We start from the raw sequence: 5,207 nt of genomic DNA, 5'->3' as shown, positions 1-5,207 counted from the left end.
CGGGCTTGTCCCAGCGCCGCGCCTGCGGGCCGACCTAGCCGCCGGCGATCCGTCCGGCCGCACGCGCGGCCTCGATCAGCAGGGGCAGGTCAGCTTCCGGCAAGCGTCATTCCTTCGATCAGCAGAGAGGGCACCACGCGGGAGAGATAGGGGCGCGCATCATTGGCCGGAATGATCCGCAGCAACATGTCGCGCAGGTTTCCGGCGATGGTGCATTCGTTGACCGGATAGGCGATCTCGCCGTTCTCGATCCAAAGGCCCGAGGCGCCGCGCGAATAGTCGCCGGTATTGGGGTTGATGGTCGAGCCGATCATCGAGGTGACCAGAAGCCCGGTGCCCATGTCGCGGATCAGGTCGGCGCGGCTGGCCTCGCCGGGGGTCAGCGCGATGTTCCAGGTGGAGGGAGAGGGCGCCGAGGACACGCCGCGCGCGGCGTTGCCGGTGGGCGACATCCCCAGCTTGCGGGCGCTGGCAAGGTCCAGCGTCCAGCCGGTCAACACGCCATTCTCAACGATGGCGCGTCGTTTTGTCGGCAGCCCCTCGGCATCGAAGGGGCGCGAGCCACCGACGCGCGGGCGGTGCGGATCCTCGATCACCGAGAGGTGTTCGGGCAGGACCTGCGCGCCGAGATCGTCCTTCAGCCAGGACGAGCCGCGCGCGACCGAGGCCCCGTTGGCAGCGGCGATCAGGTGTCCGATCAGGCTGGCGGCGATCCGCTCGTCAAACAGCACCGGGTAATGCCCGGTTTTGGGCTGGCGCGGCGCCATCCGTTCGACCGCGCGCCGCCCCGCCAGTGCGCCGATCTCCTCGGGCGCGCGCAGGTCGGATTGAAAGCTGCGGCTGTCGCCGTCGTAATCGCGCTCCATACCGGTTCCGGTGCCGGCGATGGCCACGCAGGAGGTGGAGCGCCCGGTGCGCAGGTAGCCGCCGGAGAACCCGTTGGTCGCCGCCAGGTGCACCGCGTGCCGGCTGTAGGAGGCGCCGGCGGACTGCACCTGGGTCACCCCGTCGATGGCCAGCGCGGCGGCCTCGGCGGCCAGAGCATCGTGCTGCAGCGCCTCGGGCGCGGGCTCGGCGGTGGGGTCTTCCAACTCCAGCGCTGCGAGGTCCCAGTGCTGCGCGAGTTGTGCGGGGTCGGCCAGCCCGACGTTGGGATCCTCGGGGGTTTCGCGGGCCATGGCCACGGCGCGTTCGGCCATCTCGGTCAGGGCATCTGGCCGGCTGTCGGAGACCGCGACGATGGCCTGACGTTTGCCCAGCAGCACCCGCAGACCCAGATCGGTACTCTCCGACCGCTCGGCCTTTTCCAGAGCCCCGGCGCGGATATCGACCTCGATCGAGCCGCCGCGCACGGCGATGGTGTCGGCGGCCTCGGCCCCGGCCTTGCGCGCGGCCTCCAGCATGGCGTGACAGAGCTCTTCGAGGGATTGGGTCATGGTCGCCCCTGGTTGCATGAATACCGGAGGGAGGTAGCCCCGGAACGCCCGCGCCGCAAGGGTGGGCACGGAAAACGGGGCCGGTCTGACCCGGCCCCGCCCATGATTTTGCCGAAAACCCCGCTTGGGGCGCGGATCACTTCAACCGTTGACCATTTGCCATGATGTGGCCCTGTTCGTTGATCTCGACGTCGGACTTCAGCGTATCGGGCCCGTCGCCCGGCACCGCGAGCATGCCCATCATCATGCGCGCGCCGGTGGCGTCCTGGTCCGACACCACGCCCATCTGGATCAGCTTGTCGATCAGCCCGTTCGCGCCGACCAGCGTGAGCCTGGCCTTGCCGGCCGGGGCGGGCATGCCGCCGAAGCTCTCCAGATCGCTGTTGTCGAAGGTGAAATCACCGGTCCCGGTGAGTTCCGCCCCGACCGCCGACACCTTCAGATCTTTGATCGTCAGCGCGTTCAGTTCACCCGGCGGTTGGTCCAGGTTCTCGGCAAGCGCCGGGTCCATCAGGTCGGCCAGCACCCGCACCTTGCCGACCAGATCGACGACGATCGTGGCCGGATCACGCGGCAGGATCGCACCGGGATCGAAAATGCCCCAAAGCTGTTCGGACATGGTGAAATCCGCCAGCGTCAGTCCGAAGGAAAAGGGCTGCTCGTCATCGGATTTGGCGATCGGCATGTCGAGGGCAAAACCCGCCTTTTGCATCGCGATGGCAATCGGAAAGGGCAGATCTGAGGTCTGGATGGTGATCTCGCTCTGCTGTTGCGAAACGTCATAGGACAGATGCGTCGCATCCATCGCCACCCCGAGCGTGCCCCCCTGCGAGGCGGAGCTCATCGCGAACTGTTCTCCGTCCCCGCTGCCCGACATCTCGCCCTGGCCCGAGGCATAGGTGAAGGTGCCGTCGAATCCGAAACCGGCCTTGAGCATTTGCGGCAGGTCGGAGGCGTCCATCGTCAGCGGCAGCGTTCCGGCGCCCTCGAACCCGAGCTTTTGAAGGCTGCCCCGAAAGGTGCCCGCATCCTCGGACTCGGGATCGTCGAAGACCAGCTCATAGGTCAGCGCGGAGGCCTTCATGCCCTGCTCGTAGCTGCGTATGTCGGACAACTGCATCCTTGTGCTGCTGATCACGTTGCTCATCGAAAACGCCACGCTCAGCGCCTCGGGCGGCAGCGTGTCGCCCTCCACCGTCAGGCTGTCCAAGCCCATGCCGATTCCGGCAGCGGTGTAATTGTAGGTCATGTCGCTGGGCGTGCCCGAGACCACCATCGCCGCCCCGGACTGGGTCAGGCTCATGACGGCCGTCACCTCGTCTTCGTCTTCGATCATGGCAAAGGTGATCGGCATCTTCGGCGGCATGGTCACGTTGACCGTCCCGTCGCCGTTCTCGGTGAACACCAGCTGGTCGAGCAGCACCGAGACGGTGCCCTGCTCTTCCGGTATCTGCAGCGCCATGCTGAGATTGCTCACGGTCAGGGTGCCGCCTGCCGTCTGCTCGCTCGCGGTGATCTGGTAGCCGGCACCGGACAAATAGCTGCGCCAGTCCGACCAGACGTCCTGCGCGGCCAGATCGGCAAAGGCGCCATGGCCCGTGCAGGACAGGACCAGCGCCGCCGCCGAGCCGCGCTTGAGGTAAGTCATCATGGAAATATCCTCCTGGAAAACTCTGGCGATATGGTCTGTTCTGCGCGTCGGGGCGTCAAGGGGGAAGGACTGGACCGGCGCGTCACGGCACAGTACGACTTGGCCAGACGGGCAAATGGGGAAGATTGCATGGACATGACGGGTAAAACGGTTCTGATCACCGGCGCCAGCCGGGGCATCGGGGCCGAGGCGGGCCGGGTTTTCGCGGCGGCGGGCGCCAATGTGATTCTGCTGGCGCGCAGCGCCGGGGCGGTTGAGGCGCTTGCGGCAGAGATCGGGCCGCAGGCGGTTGCGCTGGGCGCCGATGTCAGCCGCTACGCCGACATGGAGCAGGCGGTGCAGACCGCGCTGGACCGTTTCGGCGGGCTCGACGTGCTGATCGGCAATGCCGGCGTGATCGAGCCGATTGCCCAACTGTCCGAGGCCGACCCCGAGGATTGGGGCCGGGCGATCGACATCAACCTCAAGGGCGTCTTTCACGGCATGCGCGCGGCGCTGCCCGCGATGCGGCAGGCCGGGGGCGGCAGCATCCTGACCATCAGTTCGGGCGCGGCGCACAATGCGCTTGAGGGGTGGAGCGCCTATTGCACCTCCAAGGCCGGGGCGGCGATGCTGACTGCCTGCCTCGACAAGGAAGAGCGCGGCCACGGCATCCGCGCCATGGGCCTCAGCCCCGGCACCGTCGCCACCCAGATGCAGCGCGAGATCAAGGCCAGCGGCATCAACCCGGTGAGCCAGCTCGACTGGTCCGACCACATTCCGCCCGACTGGCCGGCGCGCGCCCTGCTGTGGATGTGTTCCCCCGATGCCGACGCCTTCATCGGCACTGAGATTTCGCTCCGCGAAGAGGCGGTCCGCCGCCGGGTGGGCCTGTCATGATCCGGCTGGACCGCGAGGACGGGCTGTGGATCGTCACCATCGACCGTCCCGACAAGGCCAATTCGCTGACCCCTGAGATGCTGGAGGAACTGGCCCGCATCGCCGAGGCCGCGCGGGAGGCCCGCGCGCTGATCCTGACCGGCACCGGCAAGGTGTTCAGCGCCGGCGCCGATCTGGACGCGGCGCGCGCGGGTCTTGCCACCTCGCCCCTGTGGGAGCGGCTTTCGGGCGCGATCACGCGGCTTCCGGGGTTGACCGTCGCGGCGCTGAACGGAACCTTGGCCGGGGGCGCGATGGGCATGGCGCTGGCCTGCGACCTGCGCATCGCGGTGCCCACGGCCAAGGTGTTCTACCCGGTGATGAAGCTGGGGTTCCTGCCGCAACCCTCCGACCCCGGCCGCATGGCCAAGCTGATCGGTCCGGCGCGGACCAGGCTGATCCTGATGGCGGGCCAGAAGATCTCCGCGCAGGAGGCCTATGAGTTCGGCCTGGTCGACCGGATCGTGGACCCCGAGGCGCTGATGCCGGTCGCGCGGGAGCTGATCGCCGATACCTGCGCCGCCGATCCTCAGATTGCACGGGCCATCGGGGCGCTCTGCGCCACCTGACCGATGCGCCCGTGTTGACGGAGGCGCCTCCGGCGGGAGTATTTGCGGCCTTATGTATCAAACGCACCAAGAAACCGGAATCCCTAACCGCCGGTTTTTACTATCCTGCCGCCATGCAGGACAAGTCGATAGATGGCGCGCTACTGGCGCTATGCAAATTCGGTGGTGAACAGGGCAAGCTTGCCGGTAGGTTGCTTGTGATGCGCGGTGTTGAGCCGCCGGAACCGTCCAGGTATCCCAAAAACGCCGCCCGGCACCGTGAGACACGCCAACTGGTGCTAGATGCGCTGCGGGCCGGGCCGAAGCACGCCAGCGACATAGGGGCGGTCATACGGGAACAGAAGCCAGAGCTAACCCGACGGGCCGCAACGAACCGGGCCTATATGGCGCTGTACAGGCTGCGTGAGGCGGGGCTGGTGGGGCGTGAGGGCAGGTTGTGGTTCGGGAAGGCTTTGATGCGCAAATCGGTTGAGGGGCAAACTTCCCCTTACTCCGGACAGACTCATCCTGCCGGCTTTGTAATGGGTATGCCAGGAGCGGTGTAGCGGTCGAAGACCGCGATGCGGATCCGGATTTCCGCGACCTGGCGATCAAAGTCTCTGGCCCTCAGGGACTGGCCCAGGAGTTTGATGC

At 67.1% G+C, this 5,207-nt stretch carries 4 protein-coding genes and 1 pseudogene; 2 read left to right on the top strand and 3 right to left on the bottom strand.

The window, feature by feature from the left end:
* Positions 1 to 89: 89 nt before the first annotated feature.
* Positions 90 to 1,436, bottom strand: coding sequence for a TldD/PmbA family protein (locus P1U75_RS17935; protein ID WP_300245670.1), 1,347 nt, complete (start codon positions 1,434 to 1,436; stop codon positions 90 to 92).
* Between the two features lie 136 nt (positions 1,437 to 1,572).
* On the bottom strand, positions 1,573 to 3,087 hold the full coding sequence (locus tag P1U75_RS17930; RefSeq protein ID WP_300245668.1) for a DUF2125 domain-containing protein: 1,515 nt from the start codon (positions 3,085 to 3,087) through the stop codon (positions 1,573 to 1,575).
* Between the two features lie 129 nt (positions 3,088 to 3,216).
* Between P1U75_RS17930 and P1U75_RS17925 the strand changes: the two genes are divergently transcribed.
* On the top strand, positions 3,217 to 3,966 hold the full coding sequence (locus P1U75_RS17925) for an SDR family oxidoreductase (protein ID WP_300245666.1): 750 nt from the start codon (positions 3,217 to 3,219) through the stop codon (positions 3,964 to 3,966).
* A complete protein-coding gene (locus P1U75_RS17920; protein ID WP_300245664.1) occupies positions 3,963 to 4,574 on the top strand; it encodes an enoyl-CoA hydratase/isomerase family protein in 612 nt (203 codons plus the stop codon). Before P1U75_RS17925 ends, P1U75_RS17920 begins: the two co-directional genes overlap by 4 nt.
* Before the next feature lie 502 nt (positions 4,575 to 5,076).
* Here P1U75_RS17920 and P1U75_RS17915 read toward each other — a convergent pair.
* Positions 5,077 to 5,207, bottom strand: a pseudogene (locus P1U75_RS17915) (IS5/IS1182 family transposase); the annotation flags it as partial.

It is taken from the genome of Antarcticimicrobium sp., assembly GCF_029212575.1.
Lineage (GTDB): Bacteria > Pseudomonadota > Alphaproteobacteria > Rhodobacterales > Rhodobacteraceae > Antarcticimicrobium.
This window is presented reverse-complemented; position numbering and strand designations above follow the sequence as displayed.

What these genes read in the sequence shown, in the direction of transcription:
- P1U75_RS17930 (WP_300245668.1), bottom strand. Translation starts at nt 3,087, where the DNA reads ATGATGACTTACCTCAAGCGCGGCTCGGCGGCGGCGCTGGTCCTGTCC.
- P1U75_RS17925 (WP_300245666.1), top strand. Translation starts at nt 3,217, where the DNA reads ATGGACATGACGGGTAAAACGGTTCTGATCACCGGCGCCAGCCGGGGC.
- P1U75_RS17935 (WP_300245670.1), bottom strand. Translation starts at nt 1,436, where the DNA reads ATGACCCAATCCCTCGAAGAGCTCTGTCACGCCATGCTGGAGGCCGCG.
- P1U75_RS17920 (WP_300245664.1), top strand. Translation starts at nt 3,963, where the DNA reads ATGATCCGGCTGGACCGCGAGGACGGGCTGTGGATCGTCACCATCGAC.